At 72.6% G+C, this 26,440-nt stretch carries 21 protein-coding genes; 9 read left to right on the forward strand and 12 right to left on the reverse strand.

The genetic code is table 11. The annotated features are described in order from the left end of the window. Nucleotides 1-113 precede the first annotated feature (113 nt). From RM572_RS12350 to RM572_RS12365, 4 genes are all read right to left on the reverse strand, one after another. Nucleotides 114-1,589 (reverse strand): SulP family inorganic anion transporter, encoded by a 1,476-nt coding sequence (locus tag RM572_RS12350; protein WP_311673358.1) that lies wholly within the window; start codon nt 1,587-1,589, stop codon nt 114-116. Between the two features lie 134 nt (nt 1,590-1,723). Then, nucleotides 1,724-2,146: a hypothetical protein gene (locus RM572_RS12355; protein WP_311673359.1), complete on the reverse strand. Its 423-nt coding sequence runs from the start codon at nt 2,144-2,146 to the stop codon at nt 1,724-1,726. 194 nt (nt 2,147-2,340) lie between these two features. Further along, complete coding sequence (locus tag RM572_RS12360) at nt 2,341-3,672, reverse strand: MFS transporter (RefSeq protein ID WP_311673360.1); 1,332 nt, start codon at nt 3,670-3,672, stop codon at nt 2,341-2,343. A 64-nt stretch (nt 3,673-3,736) separates the two neighbouring features. Then, complete coding sequence (locus tag RM572_RS12365) at nt 3,737-4,402, reverse strand: hypothetical protein (protein WP_311673361.1); 666 nt, start codon at nt 4,400-4,402, stop codon at nt 3,737-3,739. A 180-nt stretch (nt 4,403-4,582) separates the two neighbouring features. Here RM572_RS12365 and npdG point away from each other — a divergent pair, with 180 nt between their 5' ends. Next, nucleotides 4,583-5,281 (forward strand): NADPH-dependent F420 reductase, encoded by a 699-nt coding sequence (npdG, locus tag RM572_RS12370; RefSeq protein ID WP_311673362.1) that lies wholly within the window; start codon nt 4,583-4,585, stop codon nt 5,279-5,281. 117 nt (nt 5,282-5,398) lie between these two features. Then, nucleotides 5,399-5,653 carry a hypothetical protein gene (locus RM572_RS12375; RefSeq protein ID WP_311673363.1) on the forward strand — a complete coding sequence of 85 codons (255 nt, stop codon included), beginning with the start codon at nt 5,399-5,401 and terminating at the stop codon, nt 5,651-5,653. A 37-nt stretch (nt 5,654-5,690) separates the two neighbouring features. On the opposite strand, the gene RM572_RS12380 is transcribed toward RM572_RS12375, so the two are convergent. From RM572_RS12380 to panB, 4 genes are all read right to left on the reverse strand, one after another. Then, nucleotides 5,691-6,506, reverse strand: a complete 816-nt coding sequence (locus RM572_RS12380) for a site-2 protease family protein (RefSeq protein ID WP_311673364.1) — start codon at nt 6,504-6,506, stop codon at nt 5,691-5,693. Between the two features lie 28 nt (nt 6,507-6,534). Further along, complete coding sequence (locus RM572_RS12385) at nt 6,535-7,398, reverse strand: ABC transporter permease (RefSeq protein WP_311673365.1); 864 nt, start codon at nt 7,396-7,398, stop codon at nt 6,535-6,537. Then, nucleotides 7,395-8,408 (reverse strand): ATP-binding cassette domain-containing protein, encoded by a 1,014-nt coding sequence (locus tag RM572_RS12390; RefSeq protein WP_311673366.1) that lies wholly within the window; start codon nt 8,406-8,408, stop codon nt 7,395-7,397. Before RM572_RS12390 ends, RM572_RS12385 begins: the two co-directional genes overlap by 4 nt. A 133-nt stretch (nt 8,409-8,541) precedes the next feature. After that, nucleotides 8,542-9,438 carry a 3-methyl-2-oxobutanoate hydroxymethyltransferase gene (gene panB / locus RM572_RS12395; protein WP_311673367.1) on the reverse strand — a complete coding sequence of 299 codons (897 nt, stop codon included), beginning with the start codon at nt 9,436-9,438 and terminating at the stop codon, nt 8,542-8,544. A 569-nt stretch (nt 9,439-10,007) separates the two neighbouring features. Here panB and RM572_RS12400 point away from each other — a divergent pair. Beyond that, nucleotides 10,008-10,928 (forward strand): endonuclease/exonuclease/phosphatase family protein, encoded by a 921-nt coding sequence (locus RM572_RS12400; RefSeq protein ID WP_394813594.1) that lies wholly within the window; start codon nt 10,008-10,010, stop codon nt 10,926-10,928. Nucleotides 10,929-10,965: 37 nt separating this feature from the next. Here RM572_RS12400 and RM572_RS12405 read toward each other — a convergent pair whose 3' ends face one another. Continuing rightward, the gene (locus RM572_RS12405) at nt 10,966-12,729 is read right to left on the reverse strand and encodes an NAD+ synthase (RefSeq protein WP_311673369.1); all 1,764 of its coding nucleotides are present in this window, start codon (nt 12,727-12,729) and stop codon (nt 10,966-10,968) included. A gap of 148 nt (nt 12,730-12,877) precedes the next feature. Here RM572_RS12405 and RM572_RS12410 point away from each other — a divergent pair, with 148 nt between their 5' ends. Next, the gene (locus tag RM572_RS12410; protein ID WP_311673370.1) at nt 12,878-13,963 is read left to right on the forward strand and encodes a helix-turn-helix transcriptional regulator; all 1,086 of its coding nucleotides are present in this window, start codon (nt 12,878-12,880) and stop codon (nt 13,961-13,963) included. Between the two features lie 184 nt (nt 13,964-14,147). After that, entirely contained in the window at nt 14,148-15,392 is a 1,245-nt protein-coding gene (locus RM572_RS12415; RefSeq protein ID WP_311673371.1) for a S8 family peptidase, read from the forward strand. 106 nt (nt 15,393-15,498) lie between these two features. Here the strand turns inward: RM572_RS12415 and RM572_RS12420 are convergent, their stop codons facing one another. Further along, entirely contained in the window at nt 15,499-16,701 is a 1,203-nt protein-coding gene (locus RM572_RS12420; RefSeq protein WP_311673372.1) for an FUSC family protein, read from the reverse strand. A gap of 279 nt (nt 16,702-16,980) precedes the next feature. On the opposite strand from RM572_RS12420, the gene glnA reads away from it, so the two are divergent. Further along, nucleotides 16,981-18,342 (forward strand): type I glutamate--ammonia ligase, encoded by a 1,362-nt coding sequence (gene glnA, locus RM572_RS12425; RefSeq protein WP_311673373.1) that lies wholly within the window; start codon nt 16,981-16,983, stop codon nt 18,340-18,342. Between the two features lie 473 nt (nt 18,343-18,815). Further along, entirely contained in the window at nt 18,816-21,833 is a 3,018-nt protein-coding gene (locus RM572_RS12430; RefSeq protein WP_311673374.1) for a bifunctional [glutamine synthetase] adenylyltransferase/[glutamine synthetase]-adenylyl-L-tyrosine phosphorylase, read from the forward strand. A gap of 75 nt (nt 21,834-21,908) precedes the next feature. On the opposite strand, the gene RM572_RS12435 is transcribed toward RM572_RS12430, so the two are convergent. Both RM572_RS12435 and RM572_RS12440 read right to left on the reverse strand, forming a co-directional pair. Then, entirely contained in the window at nt 21,909-22,790 is an 882-nt protein-coding gene (locus tag RM572_RS12435; RefSeq protein ID WP_311673375.1) for a phosphatase PAP2 family protein, read from the reverse strand. Between the two features lie 93 nt (nt 22,791-22,883). Continuing rightward, nucleotides 22,884-23,912: a LacI family DNA-binding transcriptional regulator gene (locus RM572_RS12440; protein ID WP_311673376.1), complete on the reverse strand. Its 1,029-nt coding sequence runs from the start codon at nt 23,910-23,912 to the stop codon at nt 22,884-22,886. Nucleotides 23,913-24,106: 194 nt separating this feature from the next. On the opposite strand from RM572_RS12440, the gene RM572_RS12445 reads away from it, so the two are divergent. Next, nucleotides 24,107-25,375 (forward strand): extracellular solute-binding protein, encoded by a 1,269-nt coding sequence (locus RM572_RS12445; protein WP_311673377.1) that lies wholly within the window; start codon nt 24,107-24,109, stop codon nt 25,373-25,375. Nucleotides 25,376-25,389: 14 nt separating this feature from the next. Further along, complete coding sequence (locus tag RM572_RS12450; protein WP_311673378.1) at nt 25,390-26,439, forward strand: carbohydrate ABC transporter permease; 1,050 nt, start codon at nt 25,390-25,392, stop codon at nt 26,437-26,439. The last annotated feature ends 1 nt before the right edge of the window (nt 26,440 follow it).

Here is a 26,440-nt window from a genome sequence, read left to right on the forward strand (position 1 = left end):
TGCCCGGCGTGCCCGGCGTGCCCGGCGCTCCCGGGCGACGAAACGCCGGGAGCGCCGGAGCGCCGGGAAAGCCGGCCGGGCGCGGGGAAAGGGCCCCGCGGGCGGCCCGTGCCTCAGGGGGTCGGAGTCAGCCGCACCGGCGGGACGCCCTCCTCGTGGTGCCGCTCGGCCCAGCCGGTGAGCGCGGCCCGGCTCGCCTGGTCCAGGTGCCGGACGCCCGACAGGTCCAGTTCCAGCGGGCGGTCGCTCGGCAGCGCCTCCAGGGCGGCCAGCAGGCGGGGCAGCCGCAGGAAGGTGGCGTTGCCGGTCAGCGCGACCCGCACGGGGCCGGGCGCGGCGTCGTCGACCTCCAGGTGGGTGTGGGACGTCTCCCAGGCGGACTTCAGGACCGCGAGGGCCAGGCCGACCAGCACACCCTCGAACATGCCCACCGCCACGATCGCGAGCGCGGTCGCCGTGAGCACGACGGCCTCGCCCCGGTGCTCGCGCCACAGCGGCACCAGACGCCGCACCGGCAGCAGCTTGCAGCCCGCGTGCACCAGCACGCCCGCCAGCGCCGCGACCGGGATGACGCTCAGCGCGGCCGGGAACAGCACCGCGAACAGCAGCAGCCACACGCCGTGCAGCACCCGCGAGGCCCTGGTGCGCGCACCCGCGTGGACGTTGGTCGCGCTGCGCACGATGACCGCCGTCATGGGCAGGGCCCCGAGCAGACCGCACACGGTGTTGCCGGCGCCCTGCGCCATCAGCTCCTTGTCGAAGTCGGTACGCGGGCCGTCGTGCAGCCGGTCCACGGCGGCCGCGCTGAACAGGCTCTCGGCGGAGGCGATCAGCGTGAAGGCGAGGACGGTCCCGATCATCCCGGCGTCCACCACCGATCCCAGGCCGGTGAGGCCGGGAGGCTGTACGGCGTCCAGCAGGCCGCTGACCTCGACGGTCGCGATGCCGAGCCCGAAGGTGGTCGTGACGACGGTGGCCAGGGCGACGGCGGCGAGCGCGCCGGGAACCTTCCGGACACGGCTGGGGAGGCGCTGCCAGAGCAGCATCAGCGCGACGGTGCCGGTGCCGACGGCGAACGCCGTCAGGGCGGGCGCCGAGCCGAGGATGTCAGCGGCGAGGCCGGGCAGCCCGGCGATCTTGGCCAGGCCCGAGGAGGGCGCCTCGAGGTCGGCCATGGTGTAGAGCTGGCCGGCGATGATCACCAGCCCGATGCCGGCCAGCATGCCCTCGATCACCGCCACCGAGATGGCGCGGAACCAGCGCCCGAGGCGGAGCGCGCCGAGCGCGACCTGGAGCAGGCCGGCGGCGAGCACCAGCAGGCCGAGAGTGGCCAGGCCGTACGCGCCCACGGCCTCGTACACCAGGACGGTGAGCCCGGCGGCCGGGCCGCTGACCTGGAGGCTGCTCCCCGGCAGCAGCCCGGTGAGCAGTCCGCCGACGATGCCGGTGACCAGCCCGAGCTCGGCCGGTACGCCCGAGGCCACGGCGATTCCGACGCACAGCGGCACGGCGACGAGGAAGACGACGAGGGAGGAGGGGAGATCCGTGCGCAGGGTGCGCCGGGCGGAGGAGAGGAGGGTGGCGCTCATGGGGCCTTTCCGGTGCTGGCGTGTCGACGTGAGGGTCGGCCGGTGCGCGGCGGGCACGGCAGGGGTCGCACCGGCGGCGTCGCGCGTGGCGGACGTCGCGGGGCGGCGGGCTCGTGCGGCGGCGCGCGGGGCCGTCAGCAGCGGAAGGTCTGGAGTACGGCGGGGCTGAGGGCCACCGGGCCCGGTCTCCGCGTCCCCGCCGCCCGGGTTTCGTGCGCCGCGGGAACGGTGGCGGCCGGGCGTGGTGTCGCACCGGCGGCCAGTGGTGCACGGGCGCAGGCCGTGGCGGAGTGTGCGCTGCTCGAGCGGTACGTCCACGCGACCGGATCGGCGGGGCAGCCGTCGGGCGCCGACGGGCGCCGGGCGTCCGGGAGCTGCGGGTGGCCCGCCGCCTGCTCCGGCTGCGGTACGGCCCGCGCCGCGACGGCGGCGCGGTGCGCGGAGGCCGGGTCGTCCACGGGGGAGGACGGCGGGTGCGGCAGAACGGTGAGCAGCAGGACGATGGCGGTCAGTACGAGCAGGCATGCGGCGGCGACCCGGTGATGGTGCGGTGTCATACGGCCGTCCCCCTCCGCCGTCGTCACACAGTGTCCTCATGTGCTCACTCAGCGCTCAACGCTTCGACGGTACGTGAGCGTTCCCCGCGGGACGACGCCTTTCGGGTGAACTCTGTGTCCGGAGTCGTACCTTCTGTGCCCGGCCGGGTGGGCGGGAGGTGCGAGGCGGGAGCTGTGGGAGGCGCGCGAGGGGGTCAGGGAGCGGCCGGCTCCGTCGCGGCGCTGTTCCCGCCGCCGGCCTGCGCCGTGTCGGCCTGTGCGGCCCCGGCCGCCTCCCGCTTGGCCCGGGCGTGCGGGTCGGTGCGGGCGTCGTAGGACATCAGCTTCGGCAGCGCCAGCATCAGGACGCCGACCGCCGCCACGCAGAGCAGGCCGCCGCCCCACACCGAGGTGCGCACCGAGGTGAGCGCGGCCATGCCACCGGAGCGGAGCTGGCCGAGCTGCGGCCCGACGGAGAAGGACAGCAGCTCGATGCCGGCCAGCCGCCCGCGCAACCCGTCCGGGATGGTCTGGTTCCACAGGGTGGACCGGAAGATGCCGCTGACCATGTCGAACGCCCCGGCCACGGTGAGGAACAGCAGGACCAGCCAGATGTTCTGCACCGCGCCGGCGGCGGCCATCGCCGCTCCCCACAGCAGTGCCGCGAGAGCGACCATCCGGCCGTGCCGGTGGATCCTCCGCGTCCAGCCACTGGTCGCGCTGACCAGCATGCCGCCCAGCGGCAGCGTCGCGTACATCATGCCCAGGGCCCATTCCGCGTCGAGCCGGTCCGCGAGGAAGGGGAAGAGGGCGAGGGGGAACGCGAACAGCATCGCGGCGACGTCCACGGTGTACGTGCCCAGCAGTTCCTTGCGGTTCCAGGCGTAGCGCGCGCCCTCCAGGATGCCGCGCAGCGACGGCTTCTCCGCGTCGTGGCCGGCGGGGGAGGGGCGCAGGCGCAGGCCGAGCAGGAACGACACCGCGAAGCTGAGCGCGTCCAGTACGTACGCCGTCTCCACACCCGCGTAGGCGATCAGCAGACCGGCGAGGGTGGGTCCGGCGACGCCTCCGATCTGCCAGCGCAGCGAGTTGAGCGCGGCGGCGGCGCTGAGCTGGTCGTGCGGCACGATGCGCGGAACGATCGCGTCCAGGGCCGGACGCTGGAGGCCGACCAGCGAGCTGGTCAGCGCGCCCGCGGCGTACAGCGGCCAGATCATCGGCTCGGGCAGCAGCGAGTTCAGCAGCAGGCCCAGTGCGACGAGGCCGAGTGCGAACTCGGTGAACAGGATGACCTTCCGGCGGTCCACGGCGTCGGCGAGCGCGCCGCCGTACAGGCCGAAGACGATCAGCGGCACCAGCTCGACCACGCCGAGAGCGCCCACCGCGACCGGCGAACCGGTCAGCTCCTTGAGCTGGAAGGGCAGCGCGACGAAGGAGAGGAAGCTGCCGAAGACCGTGATGGCCCCCGAACACCACAGCACGCGGAAGTCCCGTGAGGAACGCCAGGGCGAGAGGTCGGGCAGCAGCGCGCGCAGATCGAGGGACACGAGCGGCCATCCTCCGCCCCGAACGCTGCACGGGGCAACTGCTTATCGACCTGGTCCGGAGGACTCACCAGCGCGGCGGCGGTGGCGCGGTGAGGCGTTCGGCGAGCCGGGAGAGGCGGTCGCGGAAGCCGCGCGCGTGCCGTGCCGCGGTGAACGGCCGCGGGCAGCGGGTCAGGCCGCCCGGCCCCGGCGCGGCTTCGCCGGCGGCCGCGCTGACCAGATGCTGGAGCGTGTCGAGGTCGAGCTCCTGCGGGTCGGCGGTGAGCGCGTCGTGGGCCATGCCGCCCAGTTCGGTGGTGCCCGGCGAGCCGCTGGTGTCCGGTGACGCGCCGCCCTCAAGCGCCAGGACCGTCGCGCCGGCCCGCCGGGCGTCGTGCACCCGTTCCAGCAGGCCGTCGCCCGGCTCGCCCGGAGCGACCACCAGCAGCGTCTCGTTGCGTCCCGCCGCCTCCAGCCGGGCCAGGCCGCAGGAGAGGTGGGCGGGCGCGGCCGGCGGGACCCGATGGCGTACCAGTGTGGGCGACAGCTCGGGGAGCCCGGACCAGGCGGCCTCGTCGTCCAGATGGGCGGCCAGGTGCCAAGGTTCGTGCTCCTCGGTGCCGACCAGCAGCAGTCCACCGCCGCGAGGTGAGACGGAGGCGCGCAGCGACCCGGCGAAGCGCCGGGTGGAGGGCAACCACTCGGTACCGGCGAGGACTTCACGCAGCAGGGCGACCCGTACGGCATCCATGGGCGTGCATGCTGCCGTACGGCCGGTGCCGCGCGCCGCGGTTCGGGGGAGACGTCGCCCGAACGGGGAGGGGCTCTCGCGCTCCGGAGTGCGAGAGCCGCCACGGATGTGGCGAAGCCCTCGACCAGTGAAGCTACTCGCCAGTAGGAAGCGGTCGGCGCAACCCGTAGGATCGGCCCCATGACTTCCTCAGCAGCGCCCTCGCCCAAGAAGGACCCCTGGGACCTCCCCGACGTCTCCGGACTGACCGTCGGCGTGCTCGGCGGCACCGGCGACCAGGGCCGCGGACTCGCCTACCGACTGGCCCTCGCCGGCCAGAAGGTGATCATCGGGTCGCGGAGGGCCGAGCGGGCCCGCGAGGCGGCCGGCGAGATCGGCCAGGGCGTCGAGGGCGCGGACAACGCGGAGTGCGCCCGCCGTTCGGACGTGGTGATCGTCGCCGTGCCCTGGGACGGCCACGCCGCCACGCTGGAGAGCCTGCGCGAGGAACTGCACGGAAAGCTCGTCGTCGACTGCGTCAACCCGCTGGGCTTCGACAAGAAGGGCGCCTACGCCCTGGTGCCCGAGGAGGGCAGCGCCGCCGAGCAGGCCGCCGCCCTGCTGCCCGACTCCCGTGTGACCGCCGCCTTCCACCACCTCTCCGCCGTGCTGCTCTCCGACCCGGACATCAAGGAGATCGAGACCGACGTGATGGTGCTCGGCGAGGTGCGCGCGGACTGCGAGATCGTGCAGGCCCTCGCGGGCCGCATCCCCGGCATGCGCGGCGTCTTCGCCGGGCGGCTGCGCAACGCCCACCAGGTCGAGTCGCTCGTCGCCAACCTGATCTCGGTCAACCGCCGGTACAAGGCCCACGCGGGCGTGCGGCTCACCGACATCTGAGCCGACCGGCCGGGGCGTGCGCGGGGGACGTGCGCCCCGCCACGGTCCGCCCCGGGGGGCGTGGGGGACAATGGAGCGGTACACCCACCTGCCCACTCGACGGGAGCCCCAGCCCCCATGCCCGCCTCCACCCCGCCCAGGCCCTCGAAGTCCATCGCCCTGGCCGCCACCGCCCTGTGCCTGCTCGCCGTCGTCGCGGCGGTGGTCGCCTTCGTGAACGGGAACTGGTTCGGGATCGCCTGGGTGCTGCTCGCGGGCGTCACGTCGAACATGGCGTGGTACCACTGGCGCCGGCTCCGCGCCGCACAGGGCGGCGAGCAGGCGCAGGGCGGCGGCCCCGGTGGGGAGCAGCCCCCCGGCGACGGGCGGTGACGCGCCCGCCCCTCGGCACGTGCCCGGAGGGCGGGCGTCACCGGCCGAGTGTCACCGGCACGAGGCCCGCCTGCGGGTCGCCGTCCCAGAAGCGGAAGTACTCCAGCCCGTAGTACGTCTCGCCCTGCCCCACGCCGAGCATGCCTAGCACCGCGTCGACGACGTCCCAGAACACGGCCCCGATCCCCGGGATCCACAGGCAGGCGAACACGATCAGCAGCCCGAACGGTGCGAACGGCTCCGCCTGCCTCCGGGCCGACGGCGACAGCCAGGGCTCGATCACCCCGTAGCCGTCCAGCCCCGGCACCGGCAGGAGGTTCAGGATCGCCGCCGTCACCTGGAGCAGCGCCAGGAACGCCAGCGCGAACCGGAACGGCGCCGGCATCGTGTCGACGGTGCCCAGCCACCATGGGGCCGTGAGCGCGAGCGCGAAGACCACGTTGGTCAGCGGCCCGGCCGCCGAGACGAGGCTGTGCCGCAGCCGGCCCCGGATGCGGTCCCGCTCGACGAACACCGCGCCGCCCGGCAGGCCGATGCCGCCCAGGATCACGAACAGCACCGGCAGCACGATGCTGAGCAGCGCGTGCGTGTACCGCAACGGGTTCAGCGTCAGGTAGCCCTTGGCGGCCACCGTGTGGTCACCGCCATGCAGCGCCGTGCGCGCGTGGGCGTACTCGTGGAGACACAGCGAGACGATCCAGCCGGAGACCACGAACAGGAACACCGCGACGCCGGTCGCCCGCGCGAAGTCCGTCCACACGGCCCAGCCGGACACCGCGAGCACCGCCACCAGGCCCAGGAAGACCGGGCTCGGACGGCGGTGCTCACGTTTCGGCGCGACAGCGGAGGTCATGGGGCCCGACAGTACCGGGCCCCGCCGGTCAGGTCTTCTTGCGGAAGGTGTTGATGGCCAGCGGGGCGGTGACCGCGGTCAGGCCGACCGACCACACCAGCGTCCACAGCAGCGGCCCGCCCACGTCGCCGGTGCCGCCCATCAGCACGCGGGACACGTCCGCCACGTGCGTGAGCGGGTTGACGTCGGTGAACGCCTCCAGCCAGCCCGGCATCGTGCCCGTCGGGACGAAGACCGACGAGCCGAACTGCAGGGGCATCAGCACCAGGAAGGACACGCCCTGGACGGCCTGCGCGGTCCGCATGGTCAGACCCAGCAGCATGAAGATCCACACCAGGGACGCGCCGAAGAGTGTGGTCAGGCCGATAGCGGCGAGCATGCCGAGCACACTGCCCTGGAGCTCGTAGCCGACCAGGAAACCGACCGTCAGCAGCACCACGATGGCGATCAGCATGCGGCCGATCTCCACCACGACCTTCGCGATCAGCACCGAGGACCGGGCGATGGGCATGGACCGGAAGCGGTCCATCACGCCCTTGCGGAAGTCCTCGTTGATGCCGGTGCCCACCGCCATGGCGATGTTCATGCCCATCATCGCCATCATCCCGGGGATGAGGTACGCGGTGTAGACGTCCCGGTCGGCGTCGCCGGAAATGGCGCCGCCGAAGACGTACACGAAGAGCAGGGTGAAGATGATGGGCATCAGCAGCGCGTCCATCATCGACTCGGGGTCCTGCTTGATCTGGAGCGCGTTCCGGCGCACCAGAGCCCCGACGTGCCGCACGTTGGCGCGCAGCCCGATCCGGTCCTCGCCCGAGCCGGGCTCGAGGGACGGGGCGGGGACGCGCGGTCCCGGACCGGACGCCTCGGGGGAAACGGTGGCGGTGCTCACGCCGCGACCTCCTCGTTCTCGGGCTCGGACTCCTGATGGGTGGCCCGCTGGCCGGTGATGGCCAGGAACACCTCGTCCAGGCTGGGCAGATGGGTGGCGATGTCGGCGATCCCGAAACCGCGCACGCCCAGCAGCCCGACCACGGCGGTCAGTTGCTCGTCACTGATGATCGGCACGCTGACGACGCCGCGCTCCGCGTCGGCCGTGGCACCGGAGATGCCGTCCAGACCCGCCTCGGCCAGCGCGCCGGCCATCGCCCGCAGGTCCCCCGTGTCGGCCGGGCGGATCTCCAGGGTGCGGCCGCCGACCTTCGCCTTCAGCTCCGGCACCCGGCCCTCCGCGATCACCTTTCCCTGGTCGACGACGGTCAGCTCGCTCGCCAACTGCTCCGCCTCCTCCATGTACTGGGTGGTCAGCAGCACGGTGTTGCCGTCGGCGACGATGTGCTTGACCTCGTCCCACACCTCGTTGCGGGTGCGCGGGTCGAGACCTGTGGTGGGCTCGTCCAGGTACAGCACCCGGGGGCGGCCGATCATGGACGCGGCCAGGTCGAGGCGGCGGCGCATGCCGCCGGAGTACTTGCTCACCGGCTTGCGGGCCGCGTCCGTCAGCGAGAACCGCTCCAGCATCTCGTCCGCCCGGCGGCGCGCGTCGCGGCGCGGGAGGTCGAGCAGCCGGCCGATCATGTAGAGGTTCTCCCAGCCGGACAGCTTCTCGTCCACCGAGGCGTACTGGCCGGTGAGTCCGATGGTGCGGCGCAGCCGGCGCGGCTGGCGCACCACGTCGCAGCCCGCCACGGTGGCCGTGCCGGCGTCCGGGGCCAGCAGCGTGGACAGAATCCGGACCAGGGTCGTCTTGCCCGCGCCGTTCGGCCCGAGGACGCCCATGACGGTGCCCTCGCGCACCGTGAGGTCGATGCCGTCGACCGCCCGCGTCTCCCCGAAGTGCTTCACCAGTCCGCGGACCTCGACGGCGTTGCGTCCGTGGCCGGTGGCTTCCTGTCGCGTCATGGCACCACGGTGACAGGCGCCACCGACAAACGGCCGACATCCCGCCTACAGGCGGGAGGCCGGCCGCTCGTCGAGCGTGCGTCGCCCCCGCGCCGCCGGCACCCGGGCCGGTGCCGCACGGGAGGCGACGCGGTCAGGAGAAGCTGTGCTCCGGCTGCGGGAACCCGCCGCCGGTGACGTCCTCGGCGAACGCCTTCGCGGCGCCGCCCAGCGTCTCGCGCAGTTGCGCGTACTGCTTCACGAAGCGCGGCAGCCTGCCCGGCGTCAGGCCCGCCATGTCCGTCCAGACCAGGACCTGTGCGTCGGTGTCCGGGCCGGCGCCGATGCCGACCGTGGGGATGTGCAGGGAACGGGTGACCTCCGCGGCCAGCTCGGCCGGCACCAGCTCCAGCACCACCGCGAACGCGCCCGCGTCCTGCGCGGCCTTCGCGTCCCGGACCAGCCGGTGCGCGTCCTCGTCGGAACGGCCCTGCACGCGGTAGCCCATGGCGTTCACGGACTGCGGCGTCAGGCCCAGGTGGGACATGACCGGGATGCCGGCGGAGACGAGCAGTTCGGTCTGGCGCAGCGAGCGTTCGCCGCCCTCCAGCTTCACCGCGCCGACGCCGGCCTCCTTGACCAGCCGGGTGGCGTTCCGCAGGGCCTGCTCGGGGCCCTCCTGGTACGAACCGAACGGCAGGTCGCCGACGACCAGGGCGCGCCGGGTGCCCCGTACGACCGCGGCGGAGAGGATCGCGATCTCGTCCATGGTGACGGGCACGGTCGTCTCGTACCCGAGGTGGCAGTTGCCCATCGAGTCGCCGACGAGCAGGACGGGGATGCCCGCGTCGTCGAAGACCGAGGCGGTCATCGCGTCGTAGGCGGTGAGCATCGGCCACTTCTCGCCGCGCTCCTTGGCTGCGGCCAGATCGCGGACGGTGATGCGGCGGTTCTGCGCGCCGCCGTAGAGCGACCTGGGGTTCTGGGCGGACGGTCCCGACGGGGCGGAGGTCTCAGGCTGGGCAGGCTGTACCGACTGGGCAGGCGTCATCGCACTGGCTCCTGTGTCTCGTCGTCTCGTGGCGCCCCTGGGGGCGTCCCCGGATTCGGTTCCATGCTGGCACGGTTCGGGCGAAGGGGGGAACCCCTGACGCCGCCCGGGAGCCCCCTGCCGGCGCCTCGCCCGCCCGTCCGCCGTGCGCGGTGCGTTCCCGGGCGCGACGAAGGGTGATACCCGCTGGTGGAGGGTGTGCGGAAGAGGCGCCGGCCCCGCCGCTGCGCGGGCCGTTCGCGAGGGCGCCCGGATATGCGTGTTCGGTCACAGCACGGCGCGCCCCGCCCTCTCGCGGAACCCGGCGCGCGGTCGTGATCGTCCTGCAGACAGGAACGGATCACGGCCCGGAGACGAGGTCGGGGGCGTGCCGCGCACGGTCGGCGGGCGGCCCGGCGATCACCTATCGTTCCCCGGACAGGCGAGGCGAGTGAGGACGGCGCATGGCACGGGCGTTCATGACGGAGGCCGAGCGGACCGACGGCGCGGGGCATGGACGGCCCCGCCGCTCCTTCCGCGGGCCGCGGGGCGGTTCGTCAGGGGACCGCGGCGGCTGGAGCGCCCCCGGCATGTGGCGGCGCGGGGTCCTGCTCGCCGCCCTGGCCCTCGGCCTGACCGCCCTCCTGCTGCTGCACGCCCGGGTGCCCAACGTGATCGGCAACCTCGGCTCCCTGTGGGAGACGTTCCTGCCCTGGGGCGGCCTGCTGATCCCGGTGCTGCTGGTGGGCGCCGTGGTCCGGCGGTCCGCCACCGCCCTGGTCGCGCTGCTGGCGCCCGCCGTGGCGTGGTGGAGTCTGTTCGGCGGGCTGATCAGCGACAAGACCGGCTCCGGCGGCGAACTCACCGTCGTCACGCACAACGTGAGCGCGGCCAACCCCGATCCCGGCGCCGCCGCCGACCAGTTGGCGGCCTCCGGCGCCGACGTGCTCGCGCTCCAGGAGATCGCCGGCGACCGCATCCCGCTCTACGAACGCGAACTCGCCGCCGCCTACCCGCACCACGTCGTCATCGGCACCATCGGCCTGTGGAGCAAGGAGCCACTGCAGGACGCCCGGCACGTCGACATCGACATCGGCTGGAAGCGCGCCCTGCGCGCCACGGTGCAGACGCCGCAGGGGGACGTGGCCGTGTACGTCGCGCACCTTCCCTCCGTGCGGGTCGAGTTCCGCTCCGGCTTCACCGCCGGCCAGCGCGACGACGCCGCCCGGCTGCTCGGCAGGGAGATCGCCGACGACCCCGTCGGTCGCGTGGTGCTGCTCGGCGACCTCAACGGCACGATGAACGACCGCGCCCTGGCGCCCGTCACCTCGCAGATGCGGTCCACCCAGGGCGCGGCCGGCGACGGCATGGGCTTCTCCTGGCCGGCGAGCTTCCCGATGGCCCGCATCGACCAGATCATGGTCAAGGACCTCGACCCGGTGTCGTCCTGGTCGCTCCCGGGCACCGGAAGCGACCACCTCCCCGTCGCGGCATCCGTGAACCTGCCGTAGCAGGAGTCGCGGGCCCGGGGCGATCCGGACGGGCGGCTCAGCTCGCGGTGGTGCCGGTCTCGCGCCAGCGGCTGGTGACGGGGAGGCGGCGGTCCTTGCCGAACCCCTTGGCGGAGATCTTGGTGCCGGGCGGGTACTGGCGGCGCTTGTACTCCGCGGTGTCCGTCATGCGCAGCACCCGGGTCACGGTCTCCTCGTCGAAGCCCTGCGCGATGATCTCCGCACGGCCGCGGTCCTGGTCGACGTACAGGGCCAGGATGCCGTCCAGCACCTCGTAGTCCGGCAGCGAGTCCGTGTCCACCTGGTCGGGGCGCAGTTCGGCGCTCGGCGGCTTGCTGAGGGAGTTCTCCGGGATCGGCGGCGTCCGGCCGGCGGCCTCGGCGGCCCGGTTGCGCCACCGGGCCAGCGCGAACACGGTCGACTTGTAGACGTCCTTGATGGGCCCGTACGCGCCCACCGAGTCGCCGTACAGCGTCGAGTAGCCGACGGCCAGTTCGGACTTGTTGCCGGGCGCCAGCACGATGTGGCCCTCCTGGTTGGAGAGCCCCATCAGCAGGGTGCCGCGCAGCCGGGACTGGAGGTTCTCCTCCGCGAGTCCGGTGAGCTCGACCGACGCCAGGTAGGCGTCGAACATCGGCGCGATGGGCACCGTGCGCAGGTCGAGGCCGGTGCGGCGGGCGAGGTCCTCCGCGTCCGAGAGCGAGTGCGCCGAGGAGTAGCGGGACGGCATCGCCACGCCGTACACGTTCTCCGCGCCGAGCGCGTCGCAGGCGAGGGCGGCGGTGAGTGCGGAGTCGATGCCGCCGGACAGACCGATCAGCACCGAGCGGAAGCCGTTCTTCCGCACGTACGCCCGCAGGCCGGTGACCAGCGCCGTGTACACCTCCTCCGGATCCTCCATGCGCGGGGCCTCCTCGCCGGTGACCTCCGGAGCGGCGGCCGGCAGTGGCTCCGCGGACAGCGTCAGGTGCTCGACGCGCAGCCCGTCGTCCACCGTCCCCGCGGGCACGTCCCCGGCCGCGGGCAGCTCCAGGTCGAGCACCACGCAGCCCTCCTCGAACTGCGGTGCGCGCGCCAGGACCCTGCCGTCGGCGTCGACGACGATGGAGTCGCCGTCGAAGACCAGCTCGTCCTGCCCGCCGACCGTCGCGAGGTAGGCGATGGTGCAGCCGGCCTCCTGCGCCCGCTTGCGCACCAGTTCCAGGCGGGTGTCGTCCTTCTTCCGCTCGTACGGCGAGGCGTTGATCGACAGCAGCAGCCCGGCCCCGGCGGTACGGGTCGCCGGGACGCGGCCGCCGTCCTGCCACAGGTCCTCGCAGATGGCCAGCGCGACGTCGACGCCGTGCACCCGCAGCACCGGCAGCGTCTCGCCGGGCACGAAGTACCGGAACTCGTCGAACACGCCGTAGTTGGGCAGGTGGTGCTTGGCGTAGGTGAGCACCACCTCGCCGCCGTGCAGGACCGCGCCGGCGTTCTGCGGAGCGCCCGCGGGCTGCCCGTAGCGGGGCTGTGCCTGCTCGCTCCGGTCGAGGTAGCCGACCACGACCGGCACCCCACCCAGTCCCTCGCCGTCCAGTCGCCGCGCCAGCGTGCGCAGCGCGTCCCGGCTGGCCTCGACGAACGAGGACCGCAGCGCCAGGTCCTCGACCGGATAGCCGGTGAGCATCATCTCGGGGAACGCCACCAGGTGGGCCCCCTGCTCGACGGAGTGCCGCGTCCAGCGCAGGACGGCGTCGGCGTTCCCCTCGAGGTCGCCGACGGTGGAGTCGATCTGATTCAGCGCGATACGAAGTCGATGCACGCCCCCATCCTAATCGTCTTTCTGACGCGATCCGCCCGGGGAAGGAGGAGAAACGTTCCATCGGAGCGAGTCGGTGGTCGACCCAAGAAAGCTACTGGCGAGTTCGCGACATTGACGCGAACTCGCCAGTAGCACGAGGATGCCGGTCATGCTGGAGGCTCTCGATCTGGACCCCGTGCAGCAGCAGGCGTACGAGGCGCTGGTGGACGGCGCCGTCACCCTGCCCGAACTCCGCGCCGCCCTGGGGCCTTCCGGCCCTCGCGCCCGGGAGGTGCTGGCCTCCCTGGAGCGGCTCCGGCTCGTCGAACGGGTCGCCGGTGCGCGCGGCGAGTCCGACCGCTGGCTGCCCGTCGCGCCGGACGTGGCCTTCGAGACGCTGCTGACCGCGCGCGAGGAGCAGCTGCAGCGCGCCCGCCTGCACGTCCAGCTGCTTGCCACCCGCTACCGCGCCACGACCGGTGCCCGCGACCCCATGGACCTGGTGGAGGTGGTGATCGGGCGGGCCGCCGTGATCCGGGCCGTGGACCAGCTCCAGCGCAGCGCTCGCCACGAGGTGCGCGGCATCGACCGCCCGCCCTACGCCAACACCGGCCCGGACCGGACCGATCCGCGGACCGGGATGATGCCGCTCCAGGAGGAGACGATGCGTCGCGGCGTCGGCTACCGCGTCATCTACGACACCGCCGGCCTGCGCGGCACGGAGACCGTCGGGCCGTTCCACAGCGTCGACACCGATCTCGCCGCCTGCGCCGAACTCGGTGAGGACGCCCGTGTCATGAGCGGGACCCCCACCAAGCTGATGCTCGCCGACGACCGGTGCGGCGTCATCCCGCTGCGCACCACGCCGTACGAGGTCGTCAGCGGTGTCGTGGTCCACCCGTCCGGACTGCTGGAGGCGCTGGGCGGGCTGTTCGAGGTGCTGTGGGAGCGGGCACAGCCGCTGCACGGCGACCGGGAGGGCCCCGATCCGGACGACGCCAGGCTGCTCGCCCTGCTGACGACCGGGCTCACCGACCCGGTGATGGCCCGGCAGCTCGGCGTCAGCCACCGCACGTTCCAGCGGCGGCTGCGGGCGCTCATGGAGCAGGTCGGCGCGGCCACGCGTTTCCAGCTCGGAGCCCGCGCCACGGCGCTCGGCTGGCTCGCCGACACGCGCGGGGCGTCGACCGTCGACGGAGACGACGGGCCGGGCCCGGCGGACGCCGTCCGCCCGCAGGGCGACCCCGGAGAGTGAAGCGGAGGCCACGGCTCCGCCCGCTGACCGACTCGACCCGTCTACGCGCGGCACCCGAAGGATGTCCGATTCCTTCCGTGCCTTGTCCTGCTCGTGACATTGCGTTTGGCTGCTGATCGCTGCGCGCCCCACAGCGCAGCACGCGCTCCCCACAAGCGCGCATCCCCACACAAAGGAATTCCAGATGGCTCAGCAGCAGGGGTCCCCGCAGGGCAACTCGCACCGCCGCACGGCCGGCAAGCGCCGCAAGGTCGCCGTCGCCGTCTCGGCCGCCGTGGCCACGGCCGCCGTCGGTACCGCCCTCGCCCTCCCCGCCACCGCCGCCCCGCCGCAGGGCACGGTCATCGGCGCACAGTCGGATAAGGCCGTCGCGGGCAGCTACATCGTCACGATGAACAAGTCCGCCCTCTCGGCGAGCTCCGAGAGCGGCAAGGACGTCGTCGAGGAGCACGGCGGCACGGTGAAGGACACCTTCACCCGCGTACTGGACGGCTACGCCGTCGCGATGTCCGGCCAGGAGGCCCGCGAACTCGCGGCCGACCCGGCCGTCGACGAGGTGTACGCGAACAAGAAGTTCACCATCACCGGCGAGCAGAGCAACCCCCCGAACTGGGGCCTGGACCGGGTCGACCAGACGGACCTGCCGCTGGACGACACCTACACCTACCCCGACGGCGGCGGCGAGGGCGTCACCGCGTACGTCATCGACACCGGCGTCCGCGTCTCCCACCAGGACTTCGGCGGCCGCGCCGTCGACGGCTACGACGCCGTCGAGGACGACGACGTCGCCCAGGACGGCAACGGGCACGGCACGCACGTCGCCAGCACCATCGCCGGCGAGGCGCACGGCGTCGCGAAGAAGGCCAAGATCGTCGGCGTCCGCGTGCTGGACGACCAGGGCTCGGGCACCACCGCCCAGGTCGTGGCCGGCATCGACTGGGTCGCCCAGAACGCCTCCGGCCCGTCGGTCGCCAACATGTCGCTGGGCGGTCCGGAGGACCCGGTCCTCGACGAGGCCGTCCAGAAGGCGATCGACGCGGGCATCAGCTTCGCCGTCGCGGCGGGCAACGACAGCTCCGACGCGGGCTCCTCGTCGCCGGCCCGTGTCCCGGACGCCATCACCGTCGGCGCCACCGACGACACCGACGCCCAGGCGAGCTTCTCCAACTACGGCTCGGTGCTGGACATCTACGCCCCCGGCGTGGACATCACGGCCGCCTGGAACACCGGTGACGACGCGACGAACACCATATCCGGCACCTCCATGGCCACCCCGCACGTGGCGGGCGTCGCGGCGCTCTACCTGGAGACGAACACCGGCGCCACCCCGGCGGACGTCTCCACGGCGCTCACCGACGCCGCGGTCCCGGACGTCGTCGGCAACCCGGGCTCGGGCTCCCCGAACCTGCTGCTCAACGTGGTGAAGTGAAACTCGGTGGTGTCCTGACCCACTGAGCAGCGCGAGAACGCGGCCGCGGCCGCCCGGTTCCCTCCGGGCCCGCGGCCGCGTTCCGTGTGAGCGGCCGTGTTCCGCGTCAGCCGCGGCGGAGACGCGGCAGCAGGGCGAAGCGGCGGCGACGGTCGTGGCGCTCCCGGGCCGCCCGGTCCAGCTCCTCGGCGAGCCGCAACGACCGCTTCTCCACGGCCAGTTCGTCCAGGATGCGGTCGAACTCGGCCAGCAGCGCGCCGTGCAGCTGCCACTGGCGCGGGTGTTCCTGGACGCGGGCGAGCAGCAGCTGCGCCACCCGCTCCCGAACGGCGCCGCAGGCGGCCAGCTCGGTCTGCAGCTGCGTCTCGGCCTCCTCGGCGCTGCTGCTGACAGGGCTGGTGACCAGCACCGCGAAGCTGTACACGGCCTCCCCGACGTGGCGCAGCAGCTCCCGGACGGCCGCGACCGTCTCCGGCGGGAATAGCGGCTCGTCGTGCCGTTCCCGGGCCAGGTCGGTGAGCGTGCGGGACGTCGTGCGCACGACCACGGCGCAGATCTCCAGGGTGTCCAGCCCGGTGCGGAGCACGATCCGCGACAGCAGCGCCTCCTTTACCCGCGGGTTGAACCGCAGGCTCTCCTCCGCCCGCGTGAGGGAGGCGTCCACCAGCCCCACGTCGTGGTCGAGGCGCCGGGCGGCGTGGAGCTGGGTGCTGATGCGTTCCACCGGCGTACGCTCGCCCAGCTCGTCGCCGACGTGCCGCAGCAGCCACCACATGCGGCGGGCCAGCTGGAGGATCTCGTCCTCCGCCGGCTCGACCCACACCGGCGGCACGAAGAGGAAGTTGAACACCAGGCCGACGCCCGCGCCGATCAACGTCTCGACGATGCGGACCAGGGCCAGGTCGGTGTGCTGGGTCACGCCGAGCACCAGCATCGCGCTGATCGCGACCTCGGGCACGAACTGGTGTGCGCGGACCAGGTGGCCCGCGGCCAGCGAGGCGAAGATCAGCAGCGCCAGGCTCCACCAGCTCAGCCCCACGATGTTGCTGAAGCCCACCGCGATGGTCACCCCGGCCACCACGGCGTTCACTCGCCGGACGCCGCTGGTCAGCGTGGCGTAGAGCGTCACCTGCACGACCAGCAGCGCGGTCAGCGGCGCCAGCAGCGGTGCCGGGGAATCGGTGAGGACCAGTGCGACGACGAAGGCGAGAGTGGCCGCGGTGGTGGACCGGAACGTCTGCACGACGTCCGGGTGCTTGCGCAGCCGGGGCACTTCGGTGCGGAGCTTCCGCAGGGACTTGCGGGACACGGACTTCAGGGTTGCGGACAGTACGGGCACGGTGTGGTCCCTTCCCGCTCAGGGCGCTCCGAGACACCCGTATGGCCCTGCCGGTGCCGGTCCTGCCACCCGGAACACCTCCGGCGACCCCGGCTCCGACGCCTCGCCGGGCCCGGCGAGGCGCGGGGGACACGGCCGGGTGCCACGCGTGGCGGGAAACACGACGGAAACCGTGTGGTGGGATGATCCAGTGACGCGGTGTGCCCGGCGGCGTCGGAAAGGGCTTCTGAGCAGCGAGGATGGGTGGAAATGGACAAGCAGCAGGAATTCGTGCTCCGCACGCTCGAGGAGCGTGACATCCGGTTCGTCCGCCTCTGGTTCACGGACGTCCTCGGCTTCCTGAAATCCGTCGCGGTCGCGCCCGCGGAACTGGAGCAGGCCTTCGACGAGGGCATCGGCTTCGACGGCTCCGCCATCGAGGGCTTCGCCCGCGTCTACGAGTCCGACATGATCGCCAAACCGGACCCGAGCACGTTCCAGATCCTGCCGTGGCGCGCGGAGGCACCCGGTACGGCCCGCATGTTCTGCGACATCCTCATGCCGGACGGCTCCGCGTCGTACGCCGACCCCCGCTACGTGCTGAAGCGCACCCTGGCACGCGCCTCGGACCTGGGCTTCACCTTCTACACCCACCCCGAGATCGAGTTCTTCCTGCTCAAGGACAAGCCGGTGGACGGGCGCCGCCCCACCCCGGCCGACTCCTCCGGCTACTTCGACCACACCCCGCAGCACGTCGGGCAGGACTTCCGCCGCCAGGCCATCACCATGCTGGAGAACATGGGCATCTCGGTGGAGTTCTCCCACCACGAGGGCGCCCCCGGCCAGCAGGAGATCGACCTGCGGTACGCGGACGCCCTGTCCACGGCCGACAACATCATGACGTTCCGCCTGGTCATGAAGCAGGTCGCGCTGGAACAGGGCGTGCAGGCGACGTTCATGCCGAAGCCGTTCTCGGAGTATCCCGGCTCCGGCATGCACACCCACCTCTCCCTCTTCGAGGGCGACCGCAACGCGTTCTACGAGTCCGGCGCGCCGTACCAGCTCTCCAAGGTCGGGCGGTCCTTCATCGCCGGCCTCCTGCGGCACGCGGACGAGATCTCGGCCGTCACCAACCAGTGGGTCAACTCCTACAAGCGCATCTGGGGCGGCTCCCAGCGCACCGCGGGCGAGGGCGGCGAGTCCCCGTCGTACATCTGCTGGGGCCACAACAACCGCTCCGCGCTGATCCGCGTCCCGATGTACAAGCCCGGCAAGACCGGGTCCACCCGGATCGAGGTCCGTTCCCTGGACTCCGGCGCCAACCCCTACCTCTCCTACGCCGTGCTGCTGGCCGCCGGACTCAAGGGCGTCGAGGAGGGCTACGACCTGCCGGAGGGAGCGGACGACGACGTGTGGGCGCTGTCCGACGCGGAACGGCGCGCGATGGGCATCGAGCCGCTGCCGCAGAACCTCGGCGAGGCGATCGCCCTGATGGAGCGCAGCGAGCTGGTCGCCGAATGCCTCGGGGAGCACGTCTTCGACTTCTTCCTCCGCAACAAGAAGCAGGAGTGGGAGGAGTACCGCTCCGAGGTCACCGCCTTCGAGCTGCGCAAGTCCCTCCCGGTGCTGTAAGGCCAGGTCGGACGGTGCGCGCGGCAGAAGGCGGCCTCCGTGCTCGTCGGGGCCTCGGGTCCGCCTTCCGGACGGACCCGAGGGGCGTCACCGCCGGCGCCTGACGGCCGTCAGCGGCGCCCCATGCCCGCGCAGCTCTGGCAGGGCATGGGGCGTCCGTTGCCGTCGACGATCATGCCGCTCCCCCCGCACGTGGTGCACTTGTCGCTCATGAACGACCCCCTCTGTCTACGATGTGACGGTATTTCAGCATCTTCCGCCGCTTCCCTCAAGAGGGCTGCCGACGTCTTCGAGCACCCGCAGACGACGACCGCGGAGCAGGACCGGCCACGGACACGACCCGGCACGCCCCTCGCCCGGGGACGGCAGCCGTGCTCCCAGGGGCGCAGGCTGCGAAGATTCGGGTAGGGGTGGGAGAGCCCCCGCGCTGAGCGGGGCCACGACGGACAGGCAACCGCGAAAGGCGGAACGCAGTGACCACGCAGGGCGGCCGACGTGACACCCGATTCGGGCGGCTGCTCCGCCGCGGCTTCACCGACCCCGCCGCCGCGGGCCGCTTCCTCGACGTCCCCGCCCTCGCCGGGGTCCACGACGACCAGCTGTTCCTGGACGCCCTCGGCGCCACCGCCGACCCCGACCTCGCCCTGCGCGGCCTCGTCCACCTCGTCGAGTCGCTGACCTCGCAGGACGAACGTGCCGTGGACGGCGCGGACAACGGCGCCCAGACCCTCCTCGACACCCTGCTCACCGCGAAGCCCCTCCGCGACCGCCTGCTCGGCGTGCTCGGCGCCTCCGAGGCGCTCGGCGACCACCTCGCCCGCCACCCGCACGACTGGAAGGCGCTAGCCACCTACGAGTCGGCCGACCTCCATCCCGGGCTGCCGGACTTCGAGGACGCCCTCGCGGAAGCCGGCGACCCGGACGCCCTGCGCGTCGCCTACCGCCGCTGCCTGCTGTCGCTCGCCGCCCGCGACGTGTGCGGCACCACCGAGCTGGCCGAGACCGCCGCCGAGCTGGCCGACCTGGCGACCGCCACCCTCCGCGCCGCGCTCGCCATGGCCAGGAGCGAGGAGCCCGAGGACGCGGCCGTGTGCAAGCTCGCCGTCGTCGGCATGGGCAAGTGCGGTGGCCGGGAGCTGAACTACGTCTCCGACGTGGACGTCATCTTCGTCGCCGAGCCCGCCGACGGGGCCGACGAGGACAAGGCGCTCCGGGCCGCCGGCCGCCTCGCCGCGCGCCTGATGCGGATCTGCTCGGACACCACCCCCGAGGGCACCATCTGGCCCGTGGACGCCAACCTGCGCCCCGAGGGCCGCAACGGCCCGCTGGTGCGCACGCTCTCCAGCCACGTCGCCTACTACCAGCGGTGGGCCAAGACGTGGGAGTTCCAGGCGCTGCTCAAGGCCCGCCCGGTGGCCGGGGACCCGACCCTGGGGCGCGAGTACTGCGAGGCCGTGGCGCCCATGGTGTGGCAGGCCGCGGAGCGGGAGAACTTCGTCCCCGACGTGCAGCAGATGCGCCGCCGCGTCGAGGCCAACATCCCGGTCGCGCACGTGGAGCGGGAACTCAAGCTCGGTCCGGGCGGCCTGCGCGACGTCGAGTTCGCCGTGCAGCTCCTCCAGCTCGTGCACGGTCGCTCCGACGGCACGCTGCGCAGCTCCACCACCCTCGACGCCCTCGAAGCGCTCGCAGCCGGCGGCTACGTCGGGCGGCAGGACGCCGCCGCACTGGACGCCTCCTACCGCTTCCTGCGCACCATGGAGCACCGCATCCAGCTCCACCGCATGCGCCGCACCCACCTGATGCCCGAGGACGAGGCCGACCAGCGCCGCCTCGGCCGCTCGATGGGCTTCCGGGTCGAGCCGGTGGCCGAGCTGCACAAGGCGTGGCGGCGGCACGCGGCGTCGGTGCGGCGGCTGCACGAGAAGCTCTTCTACCGGCCGCTGCTGGACGCCGTCGCCCAGCTCGCGCCCGGTGAGGCCCGGCTCTCCACCCGCGCCGCCACCCAGCGGCTGGAGGCCCTGGGCTACGCCGACCCGTCCGCCGCGCTGCGTCATCTGGAGGCGCTGGCCAGCGGCGTGAGCCGGAAGGCCGCCATCCAGCGGACGCTGCTGCCGGTGCTGCTGGGCTGGTTCGCCGACTCCGCCGACCCGGACGCGGGGCTGCTCGGCTTCCGGCAGATCTCCGACGCTCTCGGCAAGACCCCCTGGTACCTGCGGCTGCTCCGCGACGAGGGCGCCGCCGCCGAGAACCTCGCCCGGGTGCTCTCGGCGGGCCGCTTCGCCCCCGACCTGCTGCTGCGGGCCCCCGAGGCCGTCGCCCTGCTCGGCACCGCCGAACGGCTGGAGCCGCGCGGCCGTGACGCGCTCACCCAGGAGATCCTGGCGGCCGTCAACCGCGCCGACGACCCCGAGCAGGCCGTCGCCGCGGCCCGCGGTGTGCGGCGGCGCGAGCTGTTCCGCACGGCCGCCGCCGACATCGTCGGCGCCTACGGGACGGAGGAGTCGCCGGTCCCCGAGGACCCCGGCCCGGGAGTGGACCGCGTGGGCACCGCGCTGTCCGACATCAACGCGGCGACGCTGGCGGGCGCGCTGCGCGCCGCCGTGCGCGGCAAGTGGGGCGACGAACTGCCCACCCGCTTCGCCGTGATCGGCATGGGCCGCTTCGGCGGCCGCGAGCTGGGATACGGCTCGGACGCCGACGTGCTGTTCGTGCACGAACCGCGCGAGGGCGTAGGCGACGAGGAGGCGTCGAAGGCGGCGTTCGCCGTGGCCAACGAGATGCGGCGGCTGCTGCAGCTGCCGTCCGCCGACCCGCCGCTGCCGGTCGACGCCGACCTGCGCCCCGAGGGCAAGTCCGGGCCGCTGGTACGCACCCTGGCTTCCTACGCCGCCTACTACCAGCGCTGGTCGCAGGTCTGGGAGAGTCAGGCGCTGCTGCGTGCCGAGCCGGTCGCCGGCGACGCCGAGCTGGGCCGGAGGTTCACGGACCTGGTCGACCCGCTGCGCTATCCCGCCGAAGGGCCGGGGGAGGAGGCCGAACGCGAGATCCGGCGGCTCAAGGCGCGGATGGAGGGTGAACGGCTGCCGCGCGGCGCCGACCCCACGACGCACACCAAGCTGGGCCGCGGCGGCCTGTCCGACGTCGAGTGGACCGTCCAGCTGCTGCAACTGCGGCACGCCTGGGCCGAGCCCGGCCTGCGCACCACCCGCACCAGGGAGGCGCTGGCCGCGGCGCACGCGGCCGGGCTGCTGGAGACCGAGGACGCGCAGACCCTCGACGAGGCATGGCTGCTGGCGACCCGGGTCCGCAACGCCGCGATGCTGGTGCGCGGCCGGCCCGGAGACACCTTCCCGTCCGAGCCGCGCGAACTGGCGGCCGTGGGCCGTTACCTCGGCTACGACGGCGGCACGGGCGAGATGGTCGACGACTACCGCCGTACGACCCGCCGCGCCCGCGCGGTGATGGAGCGGATCTTCTACGGGGCCTGACTCCCCGGGCCCCGGCGGGTCGGGCCGTACGCCTCGGGCCGTTCGCGTCGGGCCGTACGCGGCAGGTCGTTCGGGTCAGGCCGTGGCCTGCCGCGACGAGGCGGCGGGCGCCAGGGCGAGGTGCCGGGGCAGCCGGTGCGGCAGGTGCCCGTACCAGGTGTAGGCCAGGCCGTAGCCGAAGCCGAGGCACAGCACGCCGCCCACGGCGTCGAGCCAGAAGTGGTTGGCCGTCGCCACGATCACCAGCAGCGTGGTGACCGGGTAGAGCACGCCCAGCACCCGCACCCACAGCGGCTTCGCCAGCACGGCGAGGGTGATGCCGCACCACACCGCCCAGCCGATGTGCATGGACGGCATCGCCGCGTACTGGTTGGACATGTCGGCGAGGTTGCCGGAGGCCATCGACCCCCAGGTGCCGTGCACCCGCACGGTGTCGACGAACCCGCCGCCCTCCATGAGGCGGGGCGGTGCCAGCGGGAAGAGGTAGTAGCCGACCAGGGCAACGCCGGTGGTCGCGAAGATGACCGTCCGGGTGGCTCCGTACCGTCCGGGGTGGCGGCGGAACAGCCACACCAGGACACCGATGGTCACCACGAAGTGCAGCGTCGCGTAGTAGTAGTTCATCGACACGATCAGCCACGTCACGCCGTTGACCGCGTGGTTCACGGACCGCTCCACCGCGATGCCGAGCAGGTGTTCGACGTGCCAGATCCAGTCGGCGTTGTGCATCGCCGCCGCCTGCTGCTCGGGGACCGCGTTGCGGATCATCGAATAGGTCCAGTAGCTGACCGCGACCAGTGCGATCTCGAACCAGATCCTCGGCCTGCGCGGACGTCGCATTCGGGTGACGAACGTGTGCTTCCCCCCGGCCGCCCGGTCGGCCTCGCGCGTCTCCTCGGAAGGTGTCGCGGCGGCCGACGGGCGGGCGACGCTGACCTTCGCTGTCGGTGCCCCCATGTGACGACAGTCTGCCAGATTCCGGTCCCGCGCCGATCATCCTTCGGTCGGGTGTTCACGTCGCCGCCTCACCCGTCCGGACGAGGGGAGGGCTCAGGGGGCGGCCCCGGGGGCGGCCGCCGCCGTCGAACCGCGGACCACCAGTTCGGGGAGGAAGACGAACTCGCTGTGCGGTGCCGGGGTGCCCCCGACCTCCTCCAGCAGCGCCCGCACCGCGGCCTGCCCCATGGCCTGGACCGGCTGCCGGATCGTCGTGAGCGGCGGGTCGGTGAAGGCGATCAGCGGCGAGTCGTCGAACCCGATGACCGACACCTGCGACGGCACCGCCAGCCCGCGTTCCCGCGCCGCCCGTACCGCGCCCAGGGCCATCATGTCGCTGGCACACACCACCGCCGTGCAGCCGCGTTCCAGCAGCGCCGTCGCCGCGGCCTGACCGCCCTCCAGCGTGTACAGCGAGTGCTCGATCATCCGTTCCGCCGCCCGGCCCGTGAGCCCCGCCTGCTCCTGGAGGGCCTGGAGGAAGCCCTCGGTCTTCCGCTGCACCGGCACGAAACGCCGCGGCCCGACGGCCAGCCCCACCATCCGGTGCCCGAGGGCGACCAGATGGGTGACGGCCAGCCGCATCGCTGCCCGGTCGTCCGGTGAGACGAAGGGCGCACGGACCTTCGGCGAGAAGCCGTTGATGAGTACGAACGGCACACCCTGACCGCGCAGCCGCTCGTAGCGCTGCGGGTCCGCGGTGGTGTCGGCGTGCAGCCCGGAGACGAAGATGATGCCCGCGACGCCGCGGTCGACCAGCATCTCCGTCAGCTCGTCCTCGGTGGAGCCGCCCGGCGTCTGCGTGGCCAGCACCGGCGTGTAGCCCTGGCGGGTCAGCGCCTGCGAGATCACCTGCGCGAAGGCGGGGAAGATCGGGTTCTCCAGCTCCGGGGTGATCAGCCCGACCAGGCCGGCGCTGCGCTGCCGCAGCCGCACCGGGCGCTCGTAGCCGAGGACGTCGAGGGCGGCGAGGACGGACTCGCGGGTGGCCGCGGAGACTCCCGGCTTGCCGTTGAGCACCCGGCTGACCGTCGCCTCGCTGACCCCCGCCTGGGCTGCGATGTCAGCCAGTCGTGCGGTCACGCTCCGGAACTGTACCGGCAGCGTCCCCGCGTGCACAGCGCGTCCCCCTCGCGGGGCGCCGTGCAGGCGGCCGAGCATCACGGGTTTGCAGAAAATTGCCGCAAGGTCTTTCGCAAGGTCTTGCACGCTGTTACGTTCCTCGGCAGCCGGGCGCCCACTGAAGGTGACCGGGGCACACACCATGGGAGGACGACATGCGGCGTGGCATAGGGGCCACTGCGCTGGTCGCGGTGCTCGCGCTTGCGGCAACGGCTTGCGGCAGCGACGGCACGGACAGCGCGAAGGGTTCGGACGGGGAGATCTCCGGCACCGTCACCTACTGGGACACCTCGAACGATGCCGAGAAGGGCACGTACAAGAAGATCGCCGAGGACTTCGAGAAGAAGCACCCCAAGGTCGACGTGAAGTACGTGCACGTCAACTTCGGTGACGCCAACGCCAAGTTCAAGAACGCGGCGGGCGGCAACTCCGGCGCCCCGGACGTGATGCGCACCGAGGTCGCCTGGGTCGCCGACTTCGCCAACCTCGGCTACCTCGCGCCGCTGGACGACACCCCGGCCCTCGCGGAGACCGACGACTACCTCGACGCCCCCGTGGGCAGCACGAAGTTCGAGGGCAAGACCTACGCCGTGCCGCAGGTCACCGACACGCTCGGGCTCTTCTACAACAAGGAACTGCTGGAGAAGGCCGGCGTCGAGGTGCCGAAGACCTTCGACGAGCTGAAGAAGGTCTCCGAGACCGTCCAGCAGAAGACCGACGCCGACGGCTTCTACCTGCGCGGCGACGACCCGTACTGGTTCCTGCCCTACCTCTACGGCGAGGGCGGCGACATGGTCGACGCGAAGAACAAGAAGATCACCATCGACGACGGCGGCGGCGCCCGCGCCTTCGCCACCATGAAGGACCTGGTCGACTCCGGAGCCGCCGTCACCGACGCCACCGGCGGCCAGGAGAACGGGCTCAAGGCCTTTCAGGACGGCGACGTCGCGATGATGATCGACGGTCCGTGGGACATCGCGGGCGCCTTGGAGGGGAAGGCGTTCGAGGACTCCGCGAACCTCGGCGTCGCCGCCGTCCCGGCCGGCAGCAAGGCCCAGGGCGCCCCGCAGGGCGGCTGGAACCTCTCCGTCTACGCCGGTTCCGCCAACCTCGACGCGGCCTACGAGTTCGCCAAGTACATGTCCTCCGCCGAGGTGCAGCAGCGCACCACCGAGGAGCTCAGCCTGCTGCCCACCCGCGCCTCCGTCTACGAGGAGAAGTCGGTGCAGGACGACACGATGGTGCAGTTCTTCAAGCCGGCCGTCGACAAGGCCCACCAGCGCCCCTGGATCCCCGAGGCCAACTCCCTCTTCGAGCCCATCCGCGTCCAGATGAACGAGGTGCTCTTCGGCGGCACCAGCCCGAAGGACGCCGCGCAGAAGACCGGCGACGAGTTCGGCAAGCTGCTCGAGGACTACAAGTAAGGGCTGACCGACCCATGGCTGTGGACACCGGCCGGTCGGCGGGCACGGTCGCGGGCGGAGACGACTCCGCCCGCGGCCGCGACCGCACGAGGGCCCACACGAAGCACAACACGACGAAGTCCCCCGGCGGCAAGGCCCCCGGGCCGCTGCGCCGGGCGCTGGCCCGGCACTGGTACGCCTGGACGATGATCGCCCCGGTGGTCGCCGTCATCGCGGTGATCATCGGCTACCCGCTCGGCCGCGGCCTCTACCTGTCGCTGACCGACGCCGACGAGGCCAACGTCGAACGACACATCGGCGTCAACGTCATCCCGGCGACCTACGAGTTCGTCGGCCTCGACAACTACGTCGACATCCTCACCGGCCCCGTCTTCTGGAGCCGCCTGGGCTGGACGCTCATCTGGACCGTCGGCTGCGTGAGCGTCACCTTCCTGCTCGGCCTGACCCTCGCCAACATGCTCAACCGGCAGATCAAGGGCCGCACCTTCTACCGCATCGCGATGATCGTCCCCTGGGGCGTGCCGGCGTTCGTGTCCGTCTTCGCCTGGCGGATGCTCTACAACGAGAAGTACGGCATCCTCAACCAGATCCTCTCCGGCGGCGGCATCGACTCCGTGCCGTGGCTGAGCGACCCCACCTGGGCCAAGCTCGCCGTCATCGCCGTCAACGTCTGGCTCGGCGTCCCCTTCATGATCGTCGCCATGCTGGGCGCCCTCCAGTCCATCCCCGGCGAGCTGTACGAGGCCGCCGAGATGGACGGCGCCTCCCCCTGGCAGCGGTTCACGAACATCACGCTGCCCGGCGTCCGTTCGGTCAGCAGCACGGTCATCCTGCTCAGCACCATCTGGACGTTCAACATGTTCCCGGTCATCTTCCTGCTCACCCGCGGCGGACCGGGCGACTCCACCGAGATCCTGGTGACCTACGCCTACCGGCTGTCCTTCATGAACAGCCCGCGCGACTTCGCGACCTCCGCAGCATGGGGCGTGCTCATCCTGCTGCTGCTCTCGGTCTTCACCGTCTTCTACCGCCGGACGCTGCGCAAGCAGGGAGAGGTGTGGTGAC

The sequence above is a fragment of the Streptomyces hazeniae genome, from assembly GCF_031845485.1.
GTDB classification, from domain to species: Bacteria; Actinomycetota; Actinomycetes; order Streptomycetales; family Streptomycetaceae; genus Streptomyces; species Streptomyces hazeniae.

What these genes read in the sequence shown, in the direction of transcription:
- RM572_RS12350 (WP_311673358.1), bottom strand. Translation starts at nt 1,589, where the DNA reads ATGAGCGCCACCCTCCTCTCCTCCGCCCGGCGCACCCTGCGCACGGAT.
- RM572_RS12355 (WP_311673359.1), bottom strand. Translation starts at nt 2,146, where the DNA reads ATGACACCGCACCATCACCGGGTCGCCGCCGCATGCCTGCTCGTACTG.
- RM572_RS12365 (WP_311673361.1), bottom strand. Translation starts at nt 4,402, where the DNA reads ATGGATGCCGTACGGGTCGCCCTGCTGCGTGAAGTCCTCGCCGGTACC.
- npdG (WP_311673362.1), top strand. Translation starts at nt 4,583, where the DNA reads ATGACTTCCTCAGCAGCGCCCTCGCCCAAGAAGGACCCCTGGGACCTC.
- RM572_RS12375 (WP_311673363.1), top strand. Translation starts at nt 5,399, where the DNA reads ATGCCCGCCTCCACCCCGCCCAGGCCCTCGAAGTCCATCGCCCTGGCC.
- RM572_RS12380 (WP_311673364.1), bottom strand. Translation starts at nt 6,506, where the DNA reads ATGACCTCCGCTGTCGCGCCGAAACGTGAGCACCGCCGTCCGAGCCCG.
- RM572_RS12390 (WP_311673366.1), bottom strand. Translation starts at nt 8,408, where the DNA reads ATGACGCGACAGGAAGCCACCGGCCACGGACGCAACGCCGTCGAGGTC.
- panB (WP_311673367.1), bottom strand. Translation starts at nt 9,438, where the DNA reads ATGACGCCTGCCCAGTCGGTACAGCCTGCCCAGCCTGAGACCTCCGCC.
- RM572_RS12400 (WP_394813594.1), top strand. Translation starts at nt 10,008, where the DNA reads ATGTGGCGGCGCGGGGTCCTGCTCGCCGCCCTGGCCCTCGGCCTGACC.
- RM572_RS12410 (WP_311673370.1), top strand. Translation starts at nt 12,878, where the DNA reads ATGCTGGAGGCTCTCGATCTGGACCCCGTGCAGCAGCAGGCGTACGAG.
- RM572_RS12415 (WP_311673371.1), top strand. Translation starts at nt 14,148, where the DNA reads ATGGCTCAGCAGCAGGGGTCCCCGCAGGGCAACTCGCACCGCCGCACG.
- glnA (WP_311673373.1), top strand. Translation starts at nt 16,981, where the DNA reads ATGGACAAGCAGCAGGAATTCGTGCTCCGCACGCTCGAGGAGCGTGAC.
- RM572_RS12435 (WP_311673375.1), bottom strand. Translation starts at nt 22,790, where the DNA reads ATGGGGGCACCGACAGCGAAGGTCAGCGTCGCCCGCCCGTCGGCCGCC.
- RM572_RS12445 (WP_311673377.1), top strand. Translation starts at nt 24,107, where the DNA reads ATGCGGCGTGGCATAGGGGCCACTGCGCTGGTCGCGGTGCTCGCGCTT.
- RM572_RS12450 (WP_311673378.1), top strand. Translation starts at nt 25,390, where the DNA reads ATGGCTGTGGACACCGGCCGGTCGGCGGGCACGGTCGCGGGCGGAGAC.